General features: G+C 67.8%; 18 protein-coding genes. 10 read left to right on the forward strand and 8 right to left on the reverse strand.

Going from position 1 to position 24478, the window contains the following annotated elements; all coding sequences use genetic code 11:
* The first annotated feature begins 140 nt into the window (after window positions 1-140).
* Together A7W11_RS08020 and katG are read left to right on the forward strand one after the other, a co-directional pair.
* Complete coding sequence (locus tag A7W11_RS08020; protein WP_066410501.1) at window positions 141-1130, forward strand: LacI family DNA-binding transcriptional regulator; 990 nt, start codon at window positions 141-143, stop codon at window positions 1128-1130.
* A gap of 222 nt (window positions 1131-1352) precedes the next feature.
* A complete protein-coding gene (gene katG, locus A7W11_RS08025) occupies window positions 1353-3614 on the forward strand; it encodes a catalase/peroxidase HPI (protein ID WP_066410502.1) in 2262 nt (753 codons plus the stop codon).
* A 53-nt stretch (window positions 3615-3667) separates the two neighbouring features.
* Here katG and A7W11_RS08030 read toward each other — a convergent pair whose 3' ends face one another.
* Entirely contained in the window at window positions 3668-4606 is a 939-nt protein-coding gene (locus tag A7W11_RS08030) for a methyl-accepting chemotaxis protein (protein ID WP_066410503.1), read from the reverse strand.
* Between the two features lie 71 nt (window positions 4607-4677).
* On the reverse strand, window positions 4678-5586 hold the full coding sequence (locus A7W11_RS08035; protein WP_066410504.1) for a LysR family transcriptional regulator: 909 nt from the start codon (window positions 5584-5586) through the stop codon (window positions 4678-4680).
* A gap of 100 nt (window positions 5587-5686) precedes the next feature.
* Here A7W11_RS08035 and A7W11_RS08040 point away from each other — a divergent pair, with 100 nt between their 5' ends.
* The 4 genes from A7W11_RS08040 to A7W11_RS08055 all read left to right on the forward strand — a co-directional run bounded on the left by A7W11_RS08040 (window position 5687) and on the right by A7W11_RS08055 (window position 13304).
* Entirely contained in the window at window positions 5687-9229 is a 3543-nt protein-coding gene (locus A7W11_RS08040) for an indolepyruvate ferredoxin oxidoreductase family protein (protein ID WP_066410505.1), read from the forward strand.
* Between the two features lie 85 nt (window positions 9230-9314).
* Window positions 9315-10217, forward strand: a complete 903-nt coding sequence (locus A7W11_RS08045) for a LysR substrate-binding domain-containing protein (protein ID WP_066410506.1) — start codon at window positions 9315-9317, stop codon at window positions 10215-10217.
* 129 nt (window positions 10218-10346) lie between these two features.
* Complete coding sequence (locus A7W11_RS08050; RefSeq protein ID WP_066410507.1) at window positions 10347-11318, forward strand: Bug family tripartite tricarboxylate transporter substrate binding protein; 972 nt, start codon at window positions 10347-10349, stop codon at window positions 11316-11318.
* A 3-nt stretch (window positions 11319-11321) separates the two neighbouring features.
* Window positions 11322-13304: an aconitase family protein gene (locus A7W11_RS08055; protein WP_066410508.1), complete on the forward strand. Its 1983-nt coding sequence runs from the start codon at window positions 11322-11324 to the stop codon at window positions 13302-13304.
* A gap of 4 nt (window positions 13305-13308) precedes the next feature.
* On the opposite strand, the gene rraA is transcribed toward A7W11_RS08055, so the two are convergent.
* Entirely contained in the window at window positions 13309-13869 is a 561-nt protein-coding gene (gene rraA / locus A7W11_RS08060) for a ribonuclease E activity regulator RraA (protein WP_066410509.1), read from the reverse strand.
* Between the two features lie 522 nt (window positions 13870-14391).
* On the opposite strand from rraA, the gene A7W11_RS08065 reads away from it, so the two are divergent.
* Both A7W11_RS08065 and A7W11_RS08070 read left to right on the forward strand, forming a co-directional pair.
* On the forward strand, window positions 14392-14814 hold the full coding sequence (locus A7W11_RS08065) for a tripartite tricarboxylate transporter TctB family protein (RefSeq protein WP_066410510.1): 423 nt from the start codon (window positions 14392-14394) through the stop codon (window positions 14812-14814).
* Between the two features lie 10 nt (window positions 14815-14824).
* Entirely contained in the window at window positions 14825-16330 is a 1506-nt protein-coding gene (locus A7W11_RS08070; protein ID WP_066410511.1) for a tripartite tricarboxylate transporter permease, read from the forward strand.
* 277 nt (window positions 16331-16607) lie between these two features.
* Here the strand turns inward: A7W11_RS08070 and A7W11_RS08075 are convergent, their stop codons facing one another.
* The 4 genes from A7W11_RS08075 to A7W11_RS08090 are packed head-to-tail and all read right to left on the reverse strand — an operon-like array spanning window position 16608 to window position 21484.
* Complete coding sequence (locus tag A7W11_RS08075; RefSeq protein WP_066410512.1) at window positions 16608-17669, reverse strand: bifunctional nicotinamide-nucleotide adenylyltransferase/Nudix hydroxylase; 1062 nt, start codon at window positions 17667-17669, stop codon at window positions 16608-16610.
* 14 nt (window positions 17670-17683) lie between these two features.
* Window positions 17684-19384: an NAD+ synthase gene (locus A7W11_RS08080; RefSeq protein WP_066410513.1), complete on the reverse strand. Its 1701-nt coding sequence runs from the start codon at window positions 19382-19384 to the stop codon at window positions 17684-17686.
* Window positions 19381-20574 carry a nicotinate phosphoribosyltransferase gene (gene pncB, locus A7W11_RS08085; RefSeq protein WP_066410514.1) on the reverse strand — a complete coding sequence of 398 codons (1194 nt, stop codon included), beginning with the start codon at window positions 20572-20574 and terminating at the stop codon, window positions 19381-19383. The genes A7W11_RS08080 and pncB overlap by 4 nt, the downstream gene beginning before the upstream one ends.
* A gap of 46 nt (window positions 20575-20620) precedes the next feature.
* Window positions 20621-21484 carry a cysteine hydrolase family protein gene (locus tag A7W11_RS08090; RefSeq protein WP_066410515.1) on the reverse strand — a complete coding sequence of 288 codons (864 nt, stop codon included), beginning with the start codon at window positions 21482-21484 and terminating at the stop codon, window positions 20621-20623.
* Between the two features lie 138 nt (window positions 21485-21622).
* On the opposite strand from A7W11_RS08090, the gene A7W11_RS08095 reads away from it, so the two are divergent.
* Window positions 21623-22342, forward strand: coding sequence for an NUDIX hydrolase (locus A7W11_RS08095; RefSeq protein ID WP_066410516.1), 720 nt, complete (start codon window positions 21623-21625; stop codon window positions 22340-22342).
* Window positions 22343-22551: 209 nt separating this feature from the next.
* A complete protein-coding gene (locus A7W11_RS08100) occupies window positions 22552-22947 on the forward strand; it encodes a DoxX family protein (protein WP_066410517.1) in 396 nt (131 codons plus the stop codon).
* 58 nt (window positions 22948-23005) lie between these two features.
* Here A7W11_RS08100 and A7W11_RS08105 read toward each other — a convergent pair whose 3' ends face one another.
* Window positions 23006-24478: an efflux transporter outer membrane subunit gene (locus A7W11_RS08105; RefSeq protein ID WP_066410518.1), complete on the reverse strand. Its 1473-nt coding sequence runs from the start codon at window positions 24476-24478 to the stop codon at window positions 23006-23008.

Consider the following 24478-nt stretch of genomic DNA (forward strand, 5'->3'; position numbering starts at 1 on the left):
CCATCGGTTAGCGGATGAGGCGCCTGGTGGATCCGGCACATGCACCCGCTTGCGCAGCTGACTCGGTAGAATAAGGATAACGTTGTCCATTCAGCGTGGAAAAGTTAGGGAAAACCCTTTATTCACGTCGCCCGCCTGCCATGAAACCCAAATCCATCACCCTGCACGACGTTGCACGCGAAGCCGGCGTATCGCTGATCACGGCCTCGCGCGCCCTCAGCAATCCCGGCCGCGTGTCGCAGGCCACGGCCGCCCGCGTGCAGGCCGTCGCCGCCGAGGTGGGCTACGTGCCCAACCTGCTGGCCGGCGGCCTGAAGACGCGCCGCAGCCGCACCGTGGCTGCATTGATGCCCATTGTCTCGGTGCCGCAGTTCCTGCCTACCATCCAGGCGCTGACGGCAGCGCTGGACCGCGAGGGCTATCAACTGATCCTGGGCCAGACAGGCTACGACCGCGCCCGCGAGGCCGCGTTGCTGGACGCGATGATGGGGCGCCGCGTCGACGGCATCGTGGTGGCGGGCATGCTGGGCGATTCCCCGGCGGCGCAGCGGCTGCGGCAATCGGACATCCCGGTGGTCGAGACCTGGGAGTCGGTCGAGAATCCCGTGGACATGGTGGTGGGCTTCTCGCATCGGCAGGTGGGCCGCGCGGTGGCCGAGTATTTCCTGGCGAAAGGCTGGACGCGCGTGGGCCTGGCCATCGGTGACGACCGTCGCGCCGTGATGCGCGCCGAGGCCTTTCGCGCCGCGATGGGACGCGAGGTGCCGACGGCGGTGGTGCCCGCGCCCAGCAGCGTGGCGTCGGGCCGCCGCGCCTGTGCCGAACTGCTGAAGAATCATCCCGATCTGCAGGCGGTCTGCTGCAGCTCGGACGGCCTGGCCGAAGGCGTGCTGACCGAAGCGCGCGTGCAGGGCTGGCGCGTGCCGGACGACGTCGCGGTCTGCGGCTTCGGCGGCGCGGATTTCTCGGCGCATCTGGCGCCGTCGCTGACCACGGTGCACATCGACGGCGCGCGCATCGGCGAGCTGGCCGCGCAGTTGCTGATGGCGCGCTTTGCGGGACAGGATGTACTCGAACGCACGATCGACGTGGGGTTCGAGATCGTCGAACGGGAGTCGACGCGTACGTGACATGACCGGCCTGTCGCTGCCGTGGCAGCGTCATGACAGCCGATTTTATTTTCTTATCGCGGCCATTGAAGACGCCCGTCTTCATAGACGATGGCGCGCTTTCGCCATGCCAACGGCGGATTCCCCCTGCGCCGGCTTTGCTTTACGCTCTGGATTCACACGGCTCGTGCCTGGCACGCGCCTTCATCCTCGATCAAGCGACCGCTGCGCCAGGAGATTCCCATGTCGAATGCCCCGAAATGTCCCTTCAACCATGCCGCTGGCGGCGGCACGACCAACCGTGATTGGTGGCCGCAACAGTTGCGCCTCGATCTGCTGGCCCAGCATTCCGAGAAGTCCGATCCGATGGGCCGCGACTTCGATTACGCGGAAGCCTTCAAGAGCCTGGACCTGGCCGCCGTCAAGCGGGACCTGGCGGCATTGATGACCGATTCCCAGGACTGGTGGCCGGCCGACTTCGGCCACTACGGCCCGCTGTTCATCCGCATGGCGTGGCATAGCGCCGGCACGTACCGCATCGGCGATGGACGTGGCGGCGCCGGGCGCGGCCAGCAGCGTTTCGCCCCGCTCAACAGCTGGCCCGACAACGTCAGCCTGGACAAGGCCCGCCGCCTGTTGTGGCCGATCAAGCAGAAGTACGGCTGTAAGCTTTCCTGGGCCGACCTGCTGGTCCTCACCGGCAACGTCGCGCTCGAAACCATGGGCTTCAAGACGCTGGGTTTTGCTGGCGGCCGCGCGGATACCTGGGAGCCCGACAACGACGTCTACTGGGGCAACGAGAAGACCTGGCTGGGGGGCGACGTGCGCTACGGCAAGGGCGCCGCGGGCCGTGACGGCAGCGACGACGGCGTGCTGGTGGCCGACGCCCAGATGCATGGCCAGGAAGAAAGCCGCAACGATGACCGCCGTCTCGAAAATCCGCTGGCCGCGGTGCAGATGGGCCTGATCTACGTCAACCCGGAAGGCCCGGACGGCAACCCCGATCCGATCGCCGCCGCGCACGACATCCGCGAGACCTTCGCCCGCATGGCGATGGACGACGAAGAGACCGTGGCGCTGATCGCCGGCGGCCACACCTTCGGCAAGACGCACGGCGCGGGCCCCGCCGACAACGTGGGCGCCGAGCCCGAAGCCGCCGACCTGGAAAATCAGGGGCTGGGCTGGCACAACAAGTTCGGCACCGGCCGCGGCGCCGACACCATCACCAGCGGCCTGGAAGTGACCTGGACCAGCACGCCCACGCAATGGGGCATCGGTTTCTTCGCCAACCTGTTCGAGCACGAATGGGAGCTGACCAAGAGCCCGGCCGGGGCGCACCAGTGGGTGGCCAGGAATGCCAAGGAAACCATCCCGCACGCGCACGACGCCTCGAAGAAGCTGCTGCCGACGATGCTGACCACCGACCTGTCGCTGCGCATGGATCCGGCCTACGAGAAGATCTCGCGCCGCTTCTACGAGAACCCGCAGGAATTCGCCGACGCTTTCGCCCGCGCCTGGTTCAAGCTCACCCACCGCGACATGGGGCCGCGCGCCCGTTATCTGGGCCCCGAAGTGCCGGCGCAGGAATTCAACTGGCAGGATCCGATTCCCGCCGTCGACCACAAGCTGGTCGACGAGCAGGACATCGCCGCGCTGAAGCAGAAGATCGCCGCGGCCGGGCTGCCGGTATCACAACTGGTGTCCACGGCCTGGGCCTCGGCGTCGACCTTCCGTGGCTCGGACAAGCGGGGCGGCGCCAACGGCGCGCGCATCCGCCTGGCGCCGCAGAAGGATTGGGAAGTGAACCAGCCCGAGCAACTGGCGCAGGTGCTGAAGGCGCTGGAAGGCATCCAGGCCGAGTTCAACGGCGCGCAGTCGGGCGGCAAGAAGATCTCGCTGGCCGACCTGATCGTGCTGGCCGGCGGCGCCGCCATCGAGCAGGCCGCGGAAAAGGCGGGCCATCGCATCACGGTGCCCTTCGCGCCGGGCCGCATGGATGCGTCGCAGGAACAGACCGACGTCGATTCGGTGAACGCGCTGGAACCCGTCGCCGACGGTTTCCGCAACTACACGAAGGCCAAGTACCGCATTCCGGCCGAAGCCCTGCTGGTGGACCGCGCGCAGTTGCTGACGCTCACCACCCCCGAGATGACGGTGCTGCTGGGCGGCTTGCGTGTGCTGAATGTGCATGTGGGCAAGGACGCGCACGGGGTCTTCACCGACCGCCCCGAGACGCTGACGCCCGACTTCTTCCGCAACCTGCTGGACATGGCGACGGAATGGAAGCCGGTGACCCCCGAGCGCGATCTGTTCGAGGGCTTCGACCGCAAGACGGGCCAGAAGAAGTGGACCGGCACGCGCATCGACCTGGTGTTCGGCGCGCATGCGCAACTGCGCGCGTTGGGCGAGGTCTATGCCAGCGCCGACGGCGAGAAGAAGTTCGTGCGCGACTTCGTGGCCGCGTGGACCAAGGTGATGAACCTGGACCGCTACGATCTGGCGTGATGAGGTGAAACGGCCCGCGCGAGCGGGCCGTGATCAGCGTGGCGTGCGCGCCTTTACGCGGATACCAGGCGCAACGTACCGGCCGGCGGATTGCCGGCCGCGTCCGTTCTGGGCGCGGCACGGCGATCCGCGGCTTCGAAGCGGAAGTAGGTCAGCGCATCGGCCTGCGTGCGGGCCTGCTCCTGCAGCGACATGGCGGCCGACGCGGTCGCTTCGACCAGCGCGGCATTCTGCTGCGTGGCCGTGTCGATCTGTCCGACGGCCGAATTGATCTGGTCGATACCGGCGCTCTGCTCGGTATTCGCTTGCGTGATCTGCCGGATGATCTGCGAGATGCCGCCGGCGTTGCGTACCATTTCCTGCATGGTCTCCTGCACCTGCTCGGCCAGGCTGCGGCCCTGCTGGACCTGCTGCATCGAACCGTCGATCAGGTCCTTGATTTCCTTGGCCGCCGTGGCGCTGCGGTGCGCCAGCGTGCGCACTTCCGACGCCACGACCGCGAAGCCCTTGCCCTGCTCGCCCGCCCGCGCGGCCTCGACGGCGGCGTTGAGGGCCAGGATATTGGTCTGGAAGGCGATGGATTCGATCGTGGTGATGATCTCGCCCATCTTGCCGGACGAGTCGCTGATGCGGCGCATCTGGTTGCGCATGGCTTCCATCATCTGGCCATTCTGCTGGGCGATGTCGTTGCCTTGCGACACCAGGCGGCTGGCCTCGACCGAGTTCTGCGCCGTCTGGCGGACCGAGGCGGCCAGTTCTTCCACGGCGGATGCGGTTTCTTCCAGCGAGCTGGCTTGCTCTTCCGTGCGCGACGACAGGTCCAGGTTGCTTTCGGCAATGTGGGAGGAGCCCGCTGCCACCTCCTGGGCGGCCAGGGAAATGGAGCGCAATTGCGTCACCAGGCCGTTCTGCATGATGCCCATCGAGGCCAGGACGCTGCCGTCCGGCGCGGCGTCCGCGCCACGAATATGGCCAAAATTGTCACCACGCACACTTTGGTTGTATTGCCGGACTGGAAAAGCCGGGAAATAAGCCTTGGCGCGCGATCAGCCCGTGGACGGTCTTACCCTCCGCACGCATGGATCATGAATTGCCGGAACGCATTGGCCGGCTTGGCCAGCGCCGCACGGGGATGCCAGATCATGCCCGCCTCCATCGGCGGCACGGCATCGGCCAGCGGCGTCGCCTCGATCTTCTTGCCTTCCAGCGACCAGGGCCGGTAGACCATGTCCGACAGCACGGTCACGCCGAAGCCGTGGGCGACCAGGCCGCGCAGGGCTTCCATCGAGCGCGTGCGAAAGGCGATGTCGGGCCGAGCCGCGGCGTGCTTCTGCCAGTAACCCAGCGTGGACTGCTCGCCTTCGTCCATCTCCAGCAGGATGTAGGGATAGGCGGCCACGTCGGCCAGCGTGGGAGCGGGCATGGCCAGCAAGGGGTGGTCGGAAGCCGTCCACAATTGCCGGCGCGACTTCACCAGCACGTGATGGTCGAAGCGCGAACGCCGCTCCATGTTCGAGATCAGCGCCACGCCCATTTCCACGTCGCCGCTGGCGACCGCGGCCTCGATATCCGGGCGATCCATGTCGATCAGGTCCAGCACGACGTCGGGATAGCGACGCCGGAAGCGCGCCAGCAGATCAGGCAGGAAGTAGCCCAGCACGGTGTACGACGCCGCGATACGCACCGATCCCCGTAAGGCATAACGCTGGAAGCCGGGTTCTCGCAGCGCGTCGTCCAGCGTGTCCAGCACTTCGCGCACGCGTTGATGGAAGTGGTGGCCTTCGGGCGTCAGCGTGACCCCGTGCGGATGGCGATCGAACAGCCGCACGCCCAGTTGCGCTTCCAGGCCCAGGATGGCATTGGTGACCGCCGACTGCGAGACGTGTTCGTCGGTGGCTGCCATGGAAAGCCGCCCGGTGCGGGCGGCGGCGGCGAAATAGCGGAGCTGGCGCAGGCTGACGTCTCGGGTCATATGTTTTTCATATATCTGGTACTTGAATATATGAATATACGATGGCTTGCCGCGTTCCTACACTGCCTCGAAAAGCCACCAAGGCTCCGAGGAGACCCGCATGAACGCCCCACTGCCCGCCGCCGTCCTGGAGGCTGCCGATCCCGCATCGCCAGACCCTGCTGCCCTGCCGGTCGGCCGCCAATATCTCAGCGGCACCCAGGCGCTGGCGCGGCTGCCTCTGCTGCAGAAGGCACGGGACCGTGACGCCGGACTGAACACCGCAGGTTATGTGTCGGGGTATCGCGGGTCGCCGCTGGGCGGCCTGGACCAGGCCCTGTGGAAGGCGCGCCGCGATCTGCAGGCGCACGATGTGGTCTTCCAGCCCGGATTGAATGAAGACCTGGCCGCCACGGCGGTCTGGGGCAGCCAGCAACTGGGCCTGTTCCCGGGCGCCACCCGCGATGGCGTGTTCGGCATGTGGTACGGCAAGGGGCCGGGCGTGGACCGGTCCATCGATGTGTTGAAGCATGCCAACTCGGCGGGCACCGCGCCGCACGGCGGCGTGCTGCTGCTGGCGGGCGACGACCATGCCGCCAAGTCGTCGTCGGTGGCGCATCAATCCGAACATGTCCTGATCGCCAGCGGCATTCCCGTGCTGTATCCCTCGAATGTGCAGGAGTACCTCGACTACGGACTGCACGGCTGGGCCATGAGCCGCTACACCGGCCTGTGGGTAGCGATGAAGTGCGTGACCGACGTGGTGGAGTCCAGCGCATCGGTCGAGTTCGATCCCCAGCGGGTGCAGGCCGTGCTGCCGTCCGATGCCTTGCCCGAGGGGGGGCTGAACATCCGCTGGCCCGATACGCCGCTGGCGCAGGAAGCGCGCCTGCTGGATCACAAGTGGTATGCCGCATTGGCTTACGTGCGGGCCAACGGATTGAATCGCGTCGTGCTGGACAGCCCCGATGCGAGGTTCGGCATCATGACGGCCGGCAAGGCCTATCTGGACGTGCGGCAGGCGCTCAACGACCTGGGCCTGGACGAGACAGCCTGCAAGGCCGCGGGCATCCGGCTGTTGAAGGTCGGCTGTATCTGGCCGCTGGATGCGCAGGATGCGAGATCCTTCGCCACGGGGTTGAAAGAGATCCTGGTGGTGGAAGAGAAACGCCAGATCCTGGAGTACGCGCTGAAGGAGGAACTGTACAACTGGCGCGACGACGTGCGCCCGCGCGTGTACGGCAAGTTCGACGAGCGTGACAACGGCGGCGGTGAATGGTCCATGCCGCGTGGCGGCTGGCTGTTGCCAGCGCGGTATGAACTGTCGCCCGCGCTGATCGCGCGCGCCATCGCCGCGCGATTGGACAAGACCGATCTGCCCGAGGCCTTGCGCGCGCGCATCGCGGCCCGGCTGGCCGTGCTGGATGCGAAGGAGCGCGAAGCCAGGCGGCCCACGCTGGTGGAGGAACGCAAGCCCTGGTTCTGTTCGGGCTGTCCGCACAACACGTCGACGCGCGTGCCCGAGGGCTCGCGCGCGGTGGCGGGCATCGGTTGCCACTACATGGCGATGTGGATGGACCGCAATACCGACACCTTCAGCCAGATGGGCGGCGAAGGCGTCGCCTGGCTGGGCCAGAAGGACTTCACATCGGAGCGCCACATCTTCGCCAACCTGGGCGACGGCACGTACTTCCATTCGGGCCTGCTGGCGATACGCGCCGCGATCGCGGCCAAGGCATCGATCACCTACAAGATTCTCTACAACGATGCCGTGGCGATGACGGGCGGGCAGCCTGTGGACGGCGTGCTGACAGTGCCCGGCATCGCCGCCCAGGTGCTGGCCGAGGGCGTGGCGAAGGCCGTGGTGGTGACCGACGAGCCGGACAAGTACGTGGGCGCGCTGGCGCTGCCTGCGGGCATCGACGTGCATCATCGCCAGTCGCTGGACGACGTGCAGCGCGCATTGCGCGAGGTGTCCGGCACCACCGTGCTGATCTACGACCAGACCTGCGCCACCGAGAAGCGCCGCCGCCGCAAGCGCGGCGAGTATCCCGATCCACCCAGGCGCGCCTTCATCAACGCGGCCGTGTGCGAAGGGTGCGGCGATTGTTCGGTGCAGTCCAACTGCCTGTCGGTCGAGCCCCTGCCGACGGCGCTGGGCACCAAGCGGCGCATCAATCAATCGTCGTGCAACAAGGACTATTCGTGCGTCGAGGGCTTCTGCCCCAGCTTCGTCACGGCCGAAGGCGCGGTGCCGCGCAAGACGCGCGCGGTGCAGGGAGGCGTGGCGTTGGCCGAAGCGCCCCTGCCCGATGCCGCGCGGATCGCCGAGAACTCGGCGTACCGCCTGGTGGTGGCTGGCGTGGGCGGCACCGGCGTGGTGACGATCGGCGCGTTGCTGGGCGCGGCGGCGCATATCGAAGGCAAGGGCGTCACCGTGCTGGACATGGCGGGCCTGGCGCAGAAAGGCGGCGCGGTGCTCAGCCACGTGCAACTGGCGAACCGGCCCGAGGACCTGCAGGCTACGCGCGTGGCGGTCGGCCAGGCGGACATGGTGATCGGCTGCGACGCGCTGGTGGCGGCATCGCCCGAGGTGCTGGCGCGCATCCGGCCCGATGGCGGACGCGCGGTGGTCAACAGCACGGCCGCGCCCACCGCGGCGTTCCTGTCGCAGCCCGATTGGCGGTTTCCTGGCGGGCGGGCCGAGGAGGCGCTGCGCGGCAGCACGGGCGAGCGTTGCGATTTCATCGAGGCCGGGCCGTTGGCCGAGACCCTGCTGGGCGACAGTATCTTCGCCAATCCCATGCTGCTGGGCTTTGCGTGGCAGAAGGGCGGCGTGCCGCTGGCGTTGGAGAGCCTGCGCGCGGCCATCGAGCGCAATGGCGTCGCGGTGCAGAAGAACCTGGCCGCGTTCGAGCTGGGCAGGCAGGCCGCGCATCATGGCGCGCAGGCCTTGCGGCCCGTGCGCGAGGCGGGGGTGACGCTGTTGCCCGAATCGCTGGACGGCTTGATACGGCGTCTGGCGGGGCATCTGACGGCTTACCAGAGTGCCGCGTATGCGCAGCGTTATCTGGATGCCGTCGAAGCGGTGCGTATCCGGGAAACCGGTCTGGCCGCATCGAAAGACCTGCCGCTGACGCGCGCCGTGGCCGGCAACCTGGCCAAGCTGATGAGCTACAAGGACGAGTACGAAGTGGCGCGCCTGCATACCGATCCGGCGTTCAGGCAAAGCCTGCGCGAGCAGTTCGAAGGCGAGCCCGGCAAGGACTATCGCCTGACCTACCATCTGGCGCCGCCCGCCATCGCCAGGCGCGATGCCCGGGGCCGCCTGCGCAAGCGCGCGTTCGGATCATGGATGGAGATGGCTTTCCGTGTGCTGGCGCCGATGAAGCGGCTGCGAGGCACATCGCTGGACCTGTTCGGCAAGACCGCGGAGCGCCGCATGGAGCGGCGGCTGGCCGACGAGTACCTGGCGCTGTGCGGCGAGTTCTCGGATACGCTGAATACGGAGAACCTGGAGGCGGCACTGGAATTGGCCTCTCTGCCCGACGGCATCCGCGGCTATGGCCACGTGAAGGAACGCAACGTGGCGCAGGCCGAGCAGCGACGGAAGGGATTGCTGGCGCGTTACCGGGCAGCGCGCAAGACCGCCCTGGCGGCCTAGTGCGCAGCGCCGCCGGCATGCCGGCACGATACGCATACTGGTAGTACGATCGGCCGTCTCTCAATGACGGCCGAGCAGGCCAGCCATGGAAAACATCCTACGCAGACTCGATTTCACTTCGCTGCGGCTGTTCGTGGCGGTGTGCCAGGAAAACAGCATTGCCCGCGCGGCGGAGCGCGAATTCATCGCGCCGTCCGCCGTCAGCCGCCGCATTGCCGAGATGGAGTCGCTGGTCGGCCTGCCCCTGATCCAGCGCCATGCGCGCGGCGTCAACGTCACCCCCGCGGGCCAGACCGTGCTGCGCCACGCGCGCCAGATCATCGGCGACGTCGAGTCCATGGCCGCCGAGCTGTCGCGGCTGTACGCGGGCGTGAAGGGGCGCGTGCGCGTGGTGGCCAATCTGTCGGCCATCGTGCAATTCCTGCCGGAGGACGTGGCGGCGTTCCAGCGCCTGTTTCCCGAGGTGGACATCGACCTTGAGGAACAGCACAGCCCCGACGTGCTGAGGCTGGTGCGCGAGCGCGCGGCCGACTTCGGCATCTGCAATCGCGTGGCCGACCTGCAGGGTCTGGCGTCGCTGCCCTACCGGCGCGACCGCCTGGCCGTGATGATGCCCTCTGGCCATCCGCGCGCTGCGGCCCGTCAGCTGGCCCTGCGCGACATTGCGCGGGAAACCTTCGTGGGCCTGCGCGAGAACAGCGCGCTGACGCAACTGCTGGCCGCCCAGGCGCGAGAGGCGGGCGCCACGCTGGACGTGAAGATCCGCGTGGCCAGCCTGGACGCGCTGTGCCGCATGACGCACGCGGGCCTGGGCATGGCGGTGATGCCGCAGCAGGTGGCCGAGATGTACATGCAGGCCCTGGACGTGGCGGTGATCCCGTTGTCCGATCCCTGGGCGCAGCGCGAGATCTGCATCGTCTTCGCCGGTCAGGACGCGTTGTCCGCGACGGCCGGCACGTTGGTGCGCTTCCTGTCCCAACCTGCCTGAGCCATCTCGATTGGCGACGGCTGGCCTGCCCAATCGGCACTTCGGCCGCGCGCGGACCGCTACGTATAGTGCACCTTGCACGCCGGCACGGGGCGCTCAGACCCCGCCGCGAATACCAAGGAGACACGGATGACCATCGCCAGACTCGTGGCGGGCTGTACGCTCGCCTTCAGCGCCTTGTTGCAGCACTCGCCCGCCGCCGCGGACTATCCTGACCACCCGATCCGCCTGATCGTGCCCACCTCGCCCGGCTCGACGGCCGATGTGGTGGCGCGCGTGGTGGCCGATGCCCTGGGCAAGTCGCTGGGGCAGCCGATGATCGTCGAGAACCTGTCCGGCGCCGCCGGCATTCCGGGCACGCGGCAACTGGTGTCGGCCAGGCCGGACGGCTACACGCTGGCCATGGTGTCGTCCAACCATGCCATCAATCCCAGCCTGTACCGCAACATCCCGTACGACTCGGTGCGCGACATCACGCCGGTATCGGTGGTCGGCACCACGCCGCTGGTGCTGGTCACGGCCAGGAATTCGCCGTACCGCAACGTGGCCGATCTGCTGAAGGCGGCGAAGGCCGAGCCGGGCAAGATCAACTACGGTTCGTCCGGCACGGGCAGCGTGCTGCATCTGGCGGGCGAGCTGCTGAAATCCCGGGCGGGCGTCGACCTGATGCACATCCCGTATCGCGGCGGCAACGCGCTGATTACCGATGTGATGTCGGGCCAGGTGCAGACGGCATTCCTGGCGGTGCCGTCGGTGATCGCGCAGGTGCAGGCGGGCCAGTTGCGCGCGCTGGCGGTCAGCACGCCCGGACGGGTATCGGTGCTGCCCAGCGTGCCGACGCTGGCCGAGTCCGGCGTGCCAGGGTATTCGTACGACGCGTGGATCGCATTGATCGGCCCGGCCAGGCTGCCCGCCGACATCGCGCGCAGGCTGCAGGCCGCCACGCAACAGGCCATGCAGGACAAGGCCGTGCTGGCCACGTTGCAGCCGCAGGGCTTCGTGGCGCAGGGCGGCACATCAGAACAGGCGGCGCAGATTCTGGCCGCCGAGATCACCAAGACGCGGTCGCTGGTGACGGCCGCGGGCATTTCTCCCGAGTAGCTCATGTCCGATACTTCGATCATCGACGGCCCCGTCCGCATCCTGTTCCTGTCCCGCGATCCGGCGCACGTTACCGCGCAACTGGACGGGCGGGCGCTGGATGCCGAGCAGGCAGGCCCGTTGCGCGATGACATCTCGACCGACGAGATCACGCCCGTCCCCATCCTGACGCACTTCGACCAGGCCTTGGGCCGCTATCCCTACACCGGCTTCCAGGCCGAGGGGAAAAGGCCCGTCGGCATCGATGCAGTTCGCCTGTCGGGCATCAACGTCGTGGTGGCGGGCAAGCGCTATGGCAAGGGATCTTCGCGCGAGCACAGCCCGATGGCCGAGAAATCGGCCGGCGTGCGCCTGGTGATCGCCGAGAGCTTCGAGCGCATCTACCGGCAGAACGCCGACAACATCGGGTTGTACACCAGCACCGACATGGGCCTGGTGGCGCGCTTGCTGCGTGGCGAGGCCATCGGCGTGGACGAGATCGTCGCGGGGCGGGATGCGCTGGCTGCCGCTGTCGTGAAGGCGGGCGGTCTGCTGGCCTTCGGCCAGGCGCATCTGCGGCAGACAGCGCCGCTGGATGCGCCAGAGGATGGCGCCGCCCCGCCACGCACGTTGTTCGAGAAGATCGTTCGCCGCCATCTGCTGCGCACGCAGGTGACCTCGACCGACCCCGCGGTGGGCGACGGGGCGTTCGTGCGCGCCGACTGGCGCTTCGTCCACGAGTACTACACCGGCATGGCCAGCCATATGCTGCACGCGCGCTTCGGACGTCCGCTGCGGCTGGTGGATGCGGATCGCATCGTGGTCTTCGAGGACCACACCTCGTATGTCGAGGACAGCCCCAACCACGTGCGCGCGGGCATCGTGCCCAACGTATGGGCCATGTGCCAGGCCCAGCGCGACTTCGTGCGCGACTATGGCCTGCGCCAGCACCAGACGCTGACCGAGGCCCAGGCCGCGTTGGACACGGGCGTCAACGTGGCCGGCATCTCGCATGCCATGATGGCCGAGCACTACGCCCTGCCCGGGCAGGTGGTGGCCGGCACGGACTCGCACACGCCGCACAGCGGTGCGCTGGGCTGCGTGGCCTTCGGCGTGGGTACGACCGACATGGCCAATGCCTTCGTCACCGGCGCCGTGCGCCTGACCATGCCGGCCAGCCTGCGCGTCGAATTGGAAGGCGCTTTGCCGGCCGGCATCACGGCCAAGGACGTGGTGCTGCATCTGCTGGCCTTGCCGGAAATCCGCGCGGGCGCGGGCGTGGGCAAGGTGTTCGAGTTCACCGGGCCGGCCGTCGCGGCCATGTCCATCGATGAACGCGCCACGCTGACCAACATGACGGCCGAATTGGGCGGGCTGACGGGCATCGTCGCACCCGATGCCGAGACGGCGCGCTTTCTGCGCGAGCGGCGCGGCGTGGACGCGGTGATCGAACCTTGGATGCGCAGCGATCCCGGCGCCGTCTATGCCCTGGAACTGCGCGTGGATTGCGCGGCGCTGGAGCCCCTGGTGGCGGCGCCCGGCGATCCCGGCAATGGCATGGCGCTGTCCAGCCTGGCGGTGCGGCCGAAAGTGGACATCGCCTATGGCGGCTCCTGTACGGCCGGCAAGCGCGAGGATTTCGACCACTATCACGAGGTGCTGGCCTGGGCGGTGGGGCGCGGATTGCGCATTCCCGAGGGCGTGACGCTGTTCCTGCAGTACGGCACCACCGCGGTGCGCGACTACTGCGTGTCGCGCGGTTATGACCGCATCTTCGATGCAATGGGCGCGCGCATCCTGCAGCCTTCGTGCGGGGCCTGCGCCAATTGCGGGCCGGGGGCGTCCACCGAGCCGTCGCAGGTCACCGTCAGCGCCATCAACCGTAATTTTCCAGGCCGTTCGGGGCCCGGCAGCGTGTGGCTGGCCAGCCCGCCCACGGTGGTGGCCAGCGCCCTGGCGGGCGAACTGGTGTCGTATGCCGAACTGAAGGCGCGGTACGCCCGCTGACGCATCAGGCCGTGGGTTTGCCCTCGGTATGGCGGCGGGCCAGCACGATGATGCCGTCTTCGTCGGCATACAGCCATTCGCCGCGCTTGATCGTGTGTCCGTGCAGGGTGACCTGCGTGCCGGCCACGGCCGTCGGCATGACGGCCGCCCGGTTGGGCACGGCGCCCAATGCGTGGATGCCCACGGGCATGCGGGCCAGCTCGCGCACGTCGCGCAGGCAGCCGTGGATGACGATGCCGCTCCAGCCGTTCTGCACGGCCATGCCGGCCATGCGGTCGCCCAGGATGGCGTGGGCGGCTCGGCCCCGGCCGTCCACCAGCAGCACTTTGCCCTGCCCGGGCTCGGCCAGCAGCCTGGCCAGCGACATGGCGCCATCGCCATCCGGCGCGGGCACGGTGACGATCTGTCCGAAGTACCAGGCCCTGCCGCCGAACGCGCGATAGGCGGGCGGAAACACGCGCAGTCCCCAGGCAGGGTCTTGCAGTGCCAGATCGCACAGGTCCGCGGTGGACCAGTTGGCGTCGGGCGCTTCGCGATAGCTGGGCGGGGTGAAGGTGTCGGTCATTTTTTCAGGTTGCCAGGCGGGCGGTCCAGTTTGCGCAGCAAGCCGCGCGGTTTCTGTTGCCGGCCGCCCATGCAGGGTTTCCGGGAGGCTTTCAGAAGGGATGCGGCGGGCACGCGCCGCTCAGTGTCTGCTGCTCGTGCCGCGTCTTGTCACCGGACTCGCAATAGGTTATTGCGCCATGATTCCAGGCCTGCCGCAAGGGGCGATTCCGACACTCCTGGGTGGGGCCCGCCTTTATCCAAATTCTGCACAACCGTGTTTTCCCCTAGGTGCTTATTCCAATTTGGAATCCAAGGCGCATCGGGCTCGCCTCGAAATCATGGGTTTGCGGGTTCTCATGCCAAACCGCGTCACGTACCATCCCGGCTTTCTTATTGCTTTCATGGCGTTAAGGCCGTTGAAAGCTAGAGTGATACGGCGTAGTGCGTGTTCCGGCTTGGTCCGCCCGGCGGTTTACCGGCGCGCCCCATCCATGGAGACAGCGGTTTGATAAGAAACAGACAAGACTTTTGGTCGGGCGTGATGTTCGTCGGCCTGGGCTGTGGGTTCTCGCTGCAGGCCACCCAATACAGCATGGGCACGGCGGCGCGCATGGGCCCGGGCTATTTCCCTTTCTGGCTGGGCATCGTGCTGGCGCTCATGGGCGCTGTCGTCGCGGTGGGGGCGTTGGCGAAGAAGGCGACGGAGACATCCGTTTCCCGCTTCGACTTCCGCATCCTGGCCCTGGTGGTCGGCTCCGTCATCCTGTACGGCGTGGTGCTGCAGCCTCTCGGGCTGTACCTGTCCGTGTTCCTGCTCGTGGTGGTCAGCAGTTATGCCAGCCACGAGTTCAACTGGAAGGTCGCCGTGGCCAATGGCCTCTTCCTGGTCCTGTTCTCGTACGTCGCGTTCATCCGCGGGCTGGGCCTGATCTTTCCGCTCTGGCCGAGCGTGCTGAGCAACTGAGGAGCGAGACATGGAATTGATGGATCACCTGATGCTCGGGTTCTCCGTGGCGGTCACGCCCGAGAACCTGCTCTATGCCTTCCTGGGCTGCCTGCTGGGCACGCTGGTGGGCGTGCTGCCGGGGCTTGGCCCCGTGCCCACGATCGCGATGCTGCTGCCCATCACGTATGTGCTGCCGCCCGTGGCCGGCCTGATCATGCTGGCGGGCATCTACTACGGCACGCAGTACGGCGGCTCCACCACGGCCATCCTGGTCAACCTGCCGGGCGAGACCTCCGCGGTGGTGACGGTGCTGGACGGCCACCAGATGGCGCGCAATGGCCGCGCCGGCGCGGCGCTGTCGCTGGCGGCGGTCGGGTCGTTTTTTGCGGGCAGTGTGGCGACGCTGTTGCTGGCGGCCTTTGCGCCGCCCTTGGCGGAAGTGGCGTTCGCGTTCGGTCCCGCCGAGTACTTCTCGCTGATGGTGCTGGGCCTGATCGGCGCGGTGGTGCTGGCCTCGGGTTCGCTGCCCAAGGCGATCTGCATGATCCTGCTGGGCCTGTTGCTGGGCATGGTGGGCACCGACGTGAACTCGGGCGTGGCGCGCTATGACTTCGGCATTCCCGAACTGCAGGACGGCATCGACTTCGCCGTGGTGGCGATGGGCGTGTTCGGCCTGGCCGAGATCATGGCCAACCTGGAACTGAAGGAACAGCGCGTCGAGATCTCGGACAAGATGGGTTCGCTGTATCCCAGCAGGCAGGAAATCCGCGAAGCCGCGCCCGCCATCCTGCGCGGCACGGCGCTGGGATCGGCGCTGGGCATCCTGCCGGGCGGCGGGTCGGTGCTGTCGGCGTTCGCGTCGTACACGCTGGAGAAGAAGATCTCCAAGAACCCCGAGCGTTTCGGCAAGGGCCATCCGGCGGGCCTGGCGGGCCCCGAATCGGCCAACAACGCGGGTGCCCAAACGTCCTTCATCCCGCTGCTGACGCTGGGCATTCCGGGCAATGCGGTGATGGCGCTGATGGTGGGCGCGATGACCATCCACAACATCCAGCCGGGTCCGCAGGTGATGAGCAGCCACCCCGAGCTGTTCTGGGGGCTGATCGCCTCGATGTGGATCGGCAACCTGATGCTGGTGGTGCTGAACCTGCCGCTGGTGGGCATCTGGGTGAAGCTGCTGAAAGTGCCCTACCGCATGCTGTTCCCGGCCATCCTGGTGTTCTGCACGATCGGCGTGTACTCGCTGAACTACAACACCTTCGACATCTTCATGTTCGCCGCCTTCGGCATTGTCGGCTACCTGTGGAGCAAGCTGGGCTGCGAAGGTGCGCCGCTGCTGCTGGGCCTGGTGCTGGGCCCCATGATGGAAGAGAACTTCCGCCGTGCCCTGCTGCTGTCGCGTGGCGATTTCTCCAGCTTCGTCACGCGGCCCCTGTCGGCGTCGCTGCTGGGCGCGGCCGCCGTGCTGCTGGTGCTGGTGGCGCTGCCGGCCTTGCGCAAGAAGCGTGAAGAGGCATTCGTCGACGCAGATTGACCCGCCCCGCGAAGGCATAGAAGAAACAAGCAGTTTTGCAGTTGGCTCCTGGCTCGGGTACGTGTTGCATGCACGCCCCGGGCCATTTTTTTGCTGGGAGATGCCGCGGCGTGGGGGCCTCCTTTTGCCGCCGGGCCGCCCCAAGGCAAAAGGCGCCCCCTTGGGGGGCAGCAAGCCGAAGGCGCGGCGTGGGGGCCTCCTTTGCCGCTGGGCCGCCCCAAGGCAAAAGGCGCCCCCTTGAGGGGCAGCAAGCCGAAGGCGCGGCGTGGGGGGGGCCCTAATCCGTAATGCCCAGGAAGTGATCCAGCATGTGGAAGTGGTCGTCGTGGAACCGATCCTCCATGCCGGCCAGGTCCGCGATCGGCACCCACTGCGCCAGTTGTGCATCGTCATCGGCCTGCACGTCCGGCAAGGCGCGGTCGCCCAGGTCGAAATAGAACGCGTGTGAAATCACGCGGCCGCGCTGGCTGCGGTCCGGGTGGTCGAACACGGCCTGGTCTTTCAGCGCGGCCTGCATGCTGGGTTCCAGCAGCCCCAGCGTGGTTTCTTCCCGCAGCTCGCGCAGCGCGGATTGATACGCCGTCTCGCGCTGCTCGATGAATCCCCCCGGCACGGCATACAAACCCACGCCTGGAGGTTGGCCGCGCTTGATCAACAGCACGCGGTCGCCGCAGCGCACGATGCTGTCCACCGTGACGAACACCGGCGGATACGGCGCCGCGGCCCAGGCCTGCTTGTATTTGCGCAGCATCTGCCATTCACGCGCCAACGCGGGATAGAAAGGCAGCGCGGCCCACGCGCGCAGGAAGTCGAGCGTGGTGACGGGCGCGACCGGTTGCAACGCGGCCAGGGCGGCTTCCAGCCCATGGCCCGAGGCCCCGAAAAGCGCGTCGCGGATATGTACCGCGTCGACCGGATCGGTGCGCTCCACGGCGTGCAGCGTCCAGCCGGGAAAACGGCCGAGATAGCCGCTGGTGGCATCCTTGAAATGGCCGATCAGCGCGATGGAAGGTTTGGCCGGCCGGCCCAGTTGCTTGCCCAGGTCTGCTACGCCCGTGTGCACGGCCTGCACCCAGCGCGCTTCGTCGTAGTAGTCGCGCGTCGGCAGGAAATGCACGCGAGCGCGGTCCGCCTCGGGCAGCGCCAGGCGGATGATGTCCGCGCGTTCCTGCCAGGTGAAGGGATTCCTGGGCGTGCGTGCCTGGTGCGCCGAGCCGATGACGACGATGACCTGGCCTGCCAGCGTCAGCGCTTGCCGAAGCAGGGCCAGGTGACCGTTGTGGAAGGGTTGGAAGCGGCCAATGTAGACGGCGATGTCGGGTCGTGCTTGTTCGGTCATGGCGTCGGATCTCGTCAGTCGTATTGGGCGGCGATGGGCATCTGGCGGCCCGCGCCGAAGGCCTTGGCGCGCACGCGGATCATGGGCGGGGCCTGGCGGCGCTTGTACTCGTTGCGCGCCACCATGCGGCGCACGCGGTCGATCAGCGTCTTGCCATCGGGCGTGCCGCGCAGGTGCTCGACGAAGTCGCGCGCCTGCCGGTACTCGTCGGGCGCCAGCCGCTCCGCCTCGATCACGAAGCGCAGGATCTCGTCGAGCACCTCGTAGGGCGGCAGGCTGTCGGTGTCTTTCTGGTCGGGCGCCAGTTCGGCCGAGGGCGGCTTGTCGATGATCGCCACGGGAATCATCTCGCGGCCGGCAGCCTCGTTCAGGTGGCGCGACAGCGCGAACACCTCGGTCTTGTACAGATCGCCCAGCAGGCCCAGACCGCCGTTGGTATCGCCATACAGCGTGCAATAGCCCACCGACAGTTCCGACTTGTTGCCGGTGGTCAGCAACAGGTGGCCGAAGGTGTTGGAATACTCCATCAGGACGGTGCCGCGGATGCGCGCCTGCAGGTTCTCCAGCGGCAGGCCCTGCAAGGGATGCGCGAAGCTGGCCTCGAATTGCCGCGCATACACGTCCACGGCCTCGGCGATGGGATGCGTGTACAGCATGATGCCCAGGTTGTGGCACAGCGCGACCGAGTCGTCCACCGATCCCGAAGAAGAATACTTCGACGGCATGGTGACGGCGGCCACGTTCTCGGCCCCCAGGGCCTCGACGGCCAGCGCCAGCGTCAACGCGCTGTCGATGCCGCCCGACGAGCCCACCACCACCTGGCGAAAGCCGCAGCGCCGCGCGTAGTCGCGCAGGCCCAGCACGATTTGCGCGCGATAGAAGGCCATCGTGGGCAGGCCCTGCGGATCGACGCGGGGCGGCGTGCCGCCCTGCGCGGTAAGAAAGCGCCCACCATCGAAGCGCAGCGTGGCCACGTCCTCCTCGAAGCGGTGCGTCTCGAAGACCACGCCTTGCACCGGCTGCACCGCGAACGAGGCGCCGTCGAAGACGATCTGGTCCTGGCCGCCGATCTGGTTCACGTACAACAGCGGCAGGCGGTGCTGGGCGCTGGCGTCCGCGAACACCTTGTGGCGCAGCTCGCGCTTGCCGATCTCGGAGGGACTGGCGTTGATGGACACCACGAAGTCTGGCGAGGCTTCCTGCAGGCGCCGGAACGGGTTCACTTCGTAGTCGGCGCCGCGATCGTTCCAGCCGTCCTCGCAGATCATGAAGCCGACGCGCGCGTCGCCGATCTGCAGTACGGGCGCGATGTCGGGGCCGGGCTCGAAGTGGCGGTGTTCATCGAAGATGTTGTAGGTGGGCAGAAGCTGCTTGGCGTAGCGCAGCAGCACTTCGCCATCGCGCACCACCAGCAGGCCGTTGTGCCAGGCCTTGCCGGGGCGGGTACGGGCAAGGGGCGCGCCCACCACCCAGGCCAGGCCGGGGAACTCGCGCGAGGCCGCGAGCAGCGCCTGCACGCCCGCCTCGACCTTTGCCTTGAAAGGCGTTTCGTCCAGCATGTCGCCGGGGTAATAGCCGGTGAGCGACAGTTCGGAGAACACCACCATCTGCGAGCCGTCCTGCGCTGCGCGGCGCGCGGCGGCGGTCATGCGCTCGACGTTGCCGGCGACGTCGCCGACCGTGTAGTTCAGTTGCGCCAATGTCAGTGCGATCATGCGGGGCTCCCGACCTGGAAGACCTGGCGCAGGTACGCCAGGAAGGTTTCGTCGTTGCACAGGGTCTTGCCCGGCGTGTCCGACAGCTTGGCCACCGATTGCCCGTTGGCCGAGGTGAGCTTCATCACGATGTTCAGCGGCGTCAGGCCCACGTCGTTGCTCAGGTGCGTGCCGATGCCGAAGCCCAGCTGCGTGCGGTCGCCGAACTGCCGGTACAGCGCCAGGGCGCGCGAGACATCCAGGCCGTCCGAGAATACCAGCCGCTTGGCGTGCGCGTTGATGCGCAGCCTGGCGTAGTGCGCCAGGGCCTTCTCGCCCCATTCGGCGGGGTCGCCCGAGTCGTGCCGCAAGCCGTCGAACAGCTTGGCGAAGTACAGGTCGAAGTCGGCCAGGAAGGCATTCATGCCCACCACGTCGGTCAGCGCGATGCCCAGGTCGCCGCGGTATTCCTGCACCCATTCCTCCAGCGCGGTCTTCTGGAAATCGCGCAGCCGCACGCCCAGCGCCTGGAAGGTCTGGAGATATTCGTGCGCCATGGTGCCGATGGGCACCAGCCCCAGGTCCTTGGCCAGCAGCACGTTCGACGTGCCCTTGAAATAGCGGGGCAGCTCGGCCTGCAGCCGCGCCACCACCTGGCGTTGCCAGGCGCCGCTGTAGCGGCGGCGCAGGCCGAAGTCGAAGAACTCGAACGGGTGCGCGCGCGGCGCTTCGTCGGCGAAGGCCTGGAACTGCTTGATCTTGGCGTCCAACCGCCGCGTGCCTTCGGCAAGCGCCTGCGCCGTGTCGAAGCGGCGGAAGTACAGTTCGTTGACGATGGCCAGCACCGGGATCTCGAATCCCATGATGTGCACCTGCGGGCCGCGCGCCACGATGCGCAGGTCATCGCCGTTGGCGCGCACGTCGATGAAGGACCGCTGGAAGCGGAAGATGCGCAGGAAGTCGATGAAGTCGGACTTGATGTAGCGCAGTTCGCTCAGGTAGGCCAGTTCATCGGGCTGGAAGGACAGGCTGCACAGGTGTTCGAGTTCGCGCTGCACGTCCCGCGCCAGTTCGGCGATGGGATAGGCCGGCCGGTTGCGGCACACGAAGGTGTATTCCGCCTGCGTGGCCGGGTGCCGGTGCAGCATGGCCTGCCACATGGTGAACTTGTACAGATCGGTGTCGAGCAGGCTTTGTATGACGGGTTGCATGGCTGGTACTCCTTGTCTTGCCGCCGGGCTTTTCTCGTTGCCTCGTTCAGTCGGCCCCGCGCAGTTGCGCCAGCACGTCGGCGCTGTTGGCCAGCTTCACGCCACGGGATTGCATATCGGCCAGGAAAGCCCGGGCCTGGTCCTCGAAGCCGCCCACGGGACTCATGCAGTCGGACAACAGCACGACGCGTTCCGGACGGCCGCCGGGCAGGTTATCGATCAGGTCTTCCACGGTGGCCCGCACGCAGTGGCTGCTGGCTTCGCCTGCCACCAGCAACGTGCCGGCCTCATCCAGGCGGGCCAGCAAGGCGCGGTTCAGTTGCGTGCCGGCGTCCGCGTCATCGGGCACCTCGGCCTGCAGGGCGCTGTAGTGTTCGGTCCAGGGGTTGATGCCCTTGTTCACGTACTGCACAGGCTGCAGCCGGGCTTCTTCCCAGGCCGAGCAGGCGGCCTGCACGGCGGCATGCACGTTGTGCCCCCAGCAGCCGATCTGGCAGTGCACCGGCCACACCATCAGCGTGTAGCGGCCGCGCGCCTCCAGGGCGTCCACGTAGGCCTGGGCGCGTGGCAGGGCGGCGGGGTCGCGGGGCTGGTAGCGGCCCGCGCGCAGGTCGGCCGCGGTGATGGCCGTGAACGGCGTAACCGGCTGGCCGTCCTGGCGCCGCCAGAAGGCGGGGTGCGCGATGTCGACGCGGTGGTGCGTGTCGAGCGTGACGGTGATGGCCGACAGGGCATCCCGCCCTGCCCGCACGATGTCGGCCACGCGCAGCATGTCGGCGTGCGCGCCCTGGACGGGCAGGCTGGGCGCCAGCGGAGCGCCGCCAACGGGATCGGCGGGCTGCCAGGCGGCGGGCAAATCGCAGAAATCGTTCTGCGGGTCGATGATCAGAAGCTGGATGGATGCGGTCATGTCGTTCTCCGGCTGCGTCGATATGGGATTCACTTTACCTATCTTAGATTAATTGTGCAACTAAGTCGGCGATGCCGTGACACCGCCTGTCCGCGTTGATACCCTTCTTCGTTGCTCGCCTGAACAAACTATTGCGCCATGACCACCGCCCCTTCGTCCGCCGAGTCGCCCACCGCTTCCGCCGCTGCGCACGCCGCCATCATCTGTACGGTGGACGTGGTGCTGCTGACGTTGCGGGACCATGCCCTGCACGTGGTGCTGCTCAAGCGCCGCGGCGAGCCCCATGCGGGGGTGCCGGCGCTGCCGGGCGGCTATATCCATCCCCAGGAAGACGCCACGGCCTGGGACGCGGCGGCGCGCATGCTGCGCGAGAAGACGGGCATCGTCAGCCCGTACCTGGAGCAGTTGGCCACGTACTCCGGCAGACAGCGCGATCCGCGTGGCTGGTCGCTGTCGGTGGTCTATTACGCACTGGTGCCCGATGCTCTGGTGCCGGACGACGGCGAGGGCCTGTCGGTCGTGCCGGTGGCCGATCTGCCGCAACTGCCGTTCGACCACGCGGAGATCGTGCAACTGGCCGTGTCGCGGGTGCGCGCCAAGAGCCAGTATTCGTCGCTACCCGTCTACCTGTGCGGCGAGCGCATCACGCTGCCGCAGTTGCAGGCCGTGTACGAGGCGGTATTGGGCGAGCCCATCAACAAGGTCAGCTTCCGCCGCAAGGTGGAAGAGCTGGGCATGCTGGAGCCGGTGGAAGGCGAACTGTTGACCGGCGCCGCGCACCGGCCGGCCCAGGTCTACCGGCTGCGGCCGGCTTTCCGGCGCGAGCTCTCGACGGTGCAGCGAGGCCTGAACGCCTGAGAAGTTCTGCGGGCGATTGTCCTGTTTTCGACAATGATGCGTTCACCGGGATACCGCTTATCCAGGGCGGGACGCGCTCGTATTCTGTCGCCCTGTTCCATTTACTGGGTTTCAGGGTGCGAATGTCGCACTCATGGAACAAAGGCCACGCCGATCCGGCGACAGCCGCGCGCCAAGCCCGTCCATCACTTTTCAAGCAAGGATTCGCCATGTCTGCCTCCCAACGCTTTCTTCCGCTCGCCGGCCGCCTGCTGATCGGCGTGCCGTTCCTGATCACCGGCTTCTCGAAGCTGGGCAACTATTCCGGCACGGTGGGCTACATCGCGTCGGCCGGCCTGCCCCTGCCCGCGGTGGGTTGGGCCGTGGCCGTGCTGATCGAAGTCGTGTTCGCCGCCTTGCTGATCCTGGGCTGGCGCGTGCGCCCGGTGGCGCTGGTGATGGCGCTGTTCACGCTGGCCACGGCGGTGTTCTTTCACAACGATCTGGGCAACCAGGGGCAGTTCATCAATTTCATCAAGAACCTGATGATTACGGGCGGGCTGCTGCAGATTGTTGCCTTCGGGGGCGGCGCGCTGAGCCTGGATGGGCGCAGCGGCCGCGCTTGACGTTTTCCGTTCCGACGCAGTTCGAGGGCGGCGCCTTGCAAGGGGCGCCGCCCTTTCTCTACTTGTTGTTATCCACAGGCTCGGCCAGGGCCGGCCCGCCGCCCATGGCGTGGAACAGCGCGGCCGTGTCGTTCATGCGGTCGGTGGCGTAGCGCACTTCGCGCAGGCGCGCCTGCAGGAAGTGCTGCTCGGCGGCGCGGCCCTGGTAGCCGGGCAGCGCGCCCAGCGAGACGCGCCTGGACGTGTTGCCGTACGACGTCTCGGCGGCCTGGCGCGCGCGTTCGGCGGCGGCCAGCGCTTCGTTGTCGGCTTCCAGGGCGGCCAGCGTGTCGGCCACGTTGCGGAACGCGGTCAGCACGGTCTGCTTGTACTGCTCGCCCGCCGCTTCGTAGGAACGCTGCGCGGCACGGCGTTGCGCCATCAGCGCGCCGCCATGGAAGATCGGCTGGGTAAGCGAGGCGCCCAGGCTCCAGATCGAACCGGTTCCCGCCGCCAGTGCGTCCGACCAGTTGAAGCCGCCGCGTCCCAGCGAGGCCGAGATCGACAGGCTGGGCAGCAATTGCGCCGTGGCCGCGCCGACGTCGGCGGCCGCCGCGCGCAAGGTCGCGTCCGCGGCGCGGATGTCGGGCCGGTGGGCCAGCAGCGTGGAGGGCACGCTGACGGGGATGCGCTGCGGCACGCTCAGGCTGTCGAAGTCCAGGTCGGGTGGCGCCTGGTCGGGCGTGCGGCCCAGCAACACGGCCAGCGCGTGCCGCATGGCCTGCCACTGGCTGCGCAGGCCGGGCAGGCTGGCCTCGACATCGGCCGCGTTCTGGTCGGCGTCCAGCGCCTCCTGCTGCGAGGCCGAGCCCAGTTCGAAGCGGCGCTGCGCATCGCGCGCCACGTCGCGGGCCAGCACGGCCTGCCGCTGCGTCAGTTCGACCTGTACGCGCAGCGCCGCGGCGTTGATGGCGCCGGTGACGATGTTCGAGGCCAGCGCGCGCCGCGCCGCTTCCCGTTCATAGGCCTGCTGGTTCACGCGCTCGGCCAGCGAGGCGTTGGCGTAGCGCGCCGCGCCGAACAGGTCGAAGGTGTATTGCGCGCGCAGTTGCCCGACGAAGGTGTTGTACAGCGCGGTGGGCGGTTCGATGCCGGGCATGGTCAGCGCGCGCTGGCGGTCGGTCTGCGCGCCGGCGTCCAGCGTGGGGAACAGCGACTCGCCGACCTGTGCGCGCAACTGCTCGCGCGCGGCGGCCAGGCGCTTGTCGGCGGCGGCCAGGTCGGGGCTGTTGGCCAGCCCTTCGGCCACCAGGGCGTCGAGCGGCGGCGAGCGGTAGCGCGTCCACCAGTCGGCGACCGGCAGGGCGCCGGCCTCGAACTGCTGCGCCACGCCTTGCGCGGCGGCGGTCTGCGCGGGCGTGGCCGCCACGCCGTATTGCGCGGGTTGGGGCGTTTGCGGCGGCGTGCCGTCCGGACCCAGCGCGCAGGCGCTCAGGGCCAGCGCCACGAAGGCGGGAACGCAGGCGCGCGACAGGCGATTCAGTCTGTGCAT

It is taken from the genome of Bordetella ansorpii, assembly GCF_900078315.1.
GTDB classification, from domain to species: domain Bacteria; phylum Pseudomonadota; class Gammaproteobacteria; order Burkholderiales; family Burkholderiaceae_B; genus Bordetella; species Bordetella ansorpii.

Excerpts from the sequence above, each read along its gene's own strand:
- A7W11_RS08020 (WP_066410501.1), top strand. The coding sequence starts at position 141 with ATGAAACCCAAATCCATCACCCTGCACGACGTTGCACGCGAAGCCGGC.
- katG (WP_066410502.1), top strand. The coding sequence starts at position 1,353 with ATGTCGAATGCCCCGAAATGTCCCTTCAACCATGCCGCTGGCGGCGGC.
- A7W11_RS08035 (WP_066410504.1), bottom strand. The coding sequence starts at position 5,586 with ATGACCCGAGACGTCAGCCTGCGCCAGCTCCGCTATTTCGCCGCCGCC.
- A7W11_RS08040 (WP_066410505.1), top strand. The coding sequence starts at position 5,687 with ATGAACGCCCCACTGCCCGCCGCCGTCCTGGAGGCTGCCGATCCCGCA.
- A7W11_RS08045 (WP_066410506.1), top strand. The coding sequence starts at position 9,315 with ATGGAAAACATCCTACGCAGACTCGATTTCACTTCGCTGCGGCTGTTC.
- A7W11_RS08050 (WP_066410507.1), top strand. The coding sequence starts at position 10,347 with ATGACCATCGCCAGACTCGTGGCGGGCTGTACGCTCGCCTTCAGCGCC.
- A7W11_RS08055 (WP_066410508.1), top strand. The coding sequence starts at position 11,322 with ATGTCCGATACTTCGATCATCGACGGCCCCGTCCGCATCCTGTTCCTG.
- rraA (WP_066410509.1), bottom strand. The coding sequence starts at position 13,869 with ATGACCGACACCTTCACCCCGCCCAGCTATCGCGAAGCGCCCGACGCC.
- A7W11_RS08065 (WP_066410510.1), top strand. The coding sequence starts at position 14,392 with ATGTTCGTCGGCCTGGGCTGTGGGTTCTCGCTGCAGGCCACCCAATAC.
- A7W11_RS08070 (WP_066410511.1), top strand. The coding sequence starts at position 14,825 with ATGGAATTGATGGATCACCTGATGCTCGGGTTCTCCGTGGCGGTCACG.
- A7W11_RS08075 (WP_066410512.1), bottom strand. The coding sequence starts at position 17,669 with ATGACCGAACAAGCACGACCCGACATCGCCGTCTACATTGGCCGCTTC.
- A7W11_RS08080 (WP_066410513.1), bottom strand. The coding sequence starts at position 19,384 with ATGATCGCACTGACATTGGCGCAACTGAACTACACGGTCGGCGACGTC.
- pncB (WP_066410514.1), bottom strand. The coding sequence starts at position 20,574 with ATGCAACCCGTCATACAAAGCCTGCTCGACACCGATCTGTACAAGTTC.
- A7W11_RS08090 (WP_066410515.1), bottom strand. The coding sequence starts at position 21,484 with ATGACCGCATCCATCCAGCTTCTGATCATCGACCCGCAGAACGATTTC.
- A7W11_RS08095 (WP_066410516.1), top strand. The coding sequence starts at position 21,623 with ATGACCACCGCCCCTTCGTCCGCCGAGTCGCCCACCGCTTCCGCCGCT.
- A7W11_RS08100 (WP_066410517.1), top strand. The coding sequence starts at position 22,552 with ATGTCTGCCTCCCAACGCTTTCTTCCGCTCGCCGGCCGCCTGCTGATC.
- A7W11_RS08105 (WP_066410518.1), bottom strand. The coding sequence starts at position 24,478 with ATGCACAGACTGAATCGCCTGTCGCGCGCCTGCGTTCCCGCCTTCGTG.